This window comes from Moraxella sp. HMSC061H09, from assembly GCF_001809255.1.
GTDB lineage: Bacteria > Pseudomonadota > Gammaproteobacteria > Pseudomonadales > Moraxellaceae > Moraxella > Moraxella catarrhalis.
The window spans coordinates 1-476 of record NZ_KV796828.1 but is presented as its reverse complement, the minus strand read 5'-3'; the positions used below and the strand labels follow the sequence as shown (position 1 = coordinate 476).

The 476-nt window shown below is 30.3% G+C and carries 1 protein-coding gene; it reads left to right on the top strand.

The genetic code is table 11. From position 1 onward, the window contains the following. Positions 1-113 precede the first annotated feature (113 nt). A complete protein-coding gene (locus HMPREF2573_RS09390) occupies positions 114-392 on the top strand; it encodes a hypothetical protein (protein ID WP_064639785.1) in 279 nt (92 codons plus the stop codon). The last annotated feature ends 84 nt before the right edge of the window (positions 393-476 follow it).

Here is a 476-nt window from a genome sequence, read left to right as displayed (position 1 = left end):
CCATAAATAATCGATCAAATAGTTCGCATTTAAACAAGGTGCAAAATGGCGAGAGAAGACCTGCAACCAATCAGGAGTACTCTTTCATCAAGCAATTTTCGGGAAACTAACTTATGTCAGAAGATTATGATCCTTATCTAGATTTATGTTTGGATATATTATCTGAAAAAAAATATGAAAATATTATTTATACAATGATAAGTATGAATAATAAACAATGGATTAGGATGAATAATATTCAGGAGCTGTCGTCATTTCCCAATAATATATATTTTTTATATGATACACTACCAAATCTAGGTGATTTAATCTTTATATTTATCAATATGGAAACACTTGAAATAAATACCGCTATTTATTATATGGATAATAAAGCACGTAGGTTGGTTTGAGCCTGCAAAAACCCAACAATTGATTTAAAACCCATACTTTATAGGTGGTGAGCTGGTATGGACAAGAAATGATGTTACGCTTGA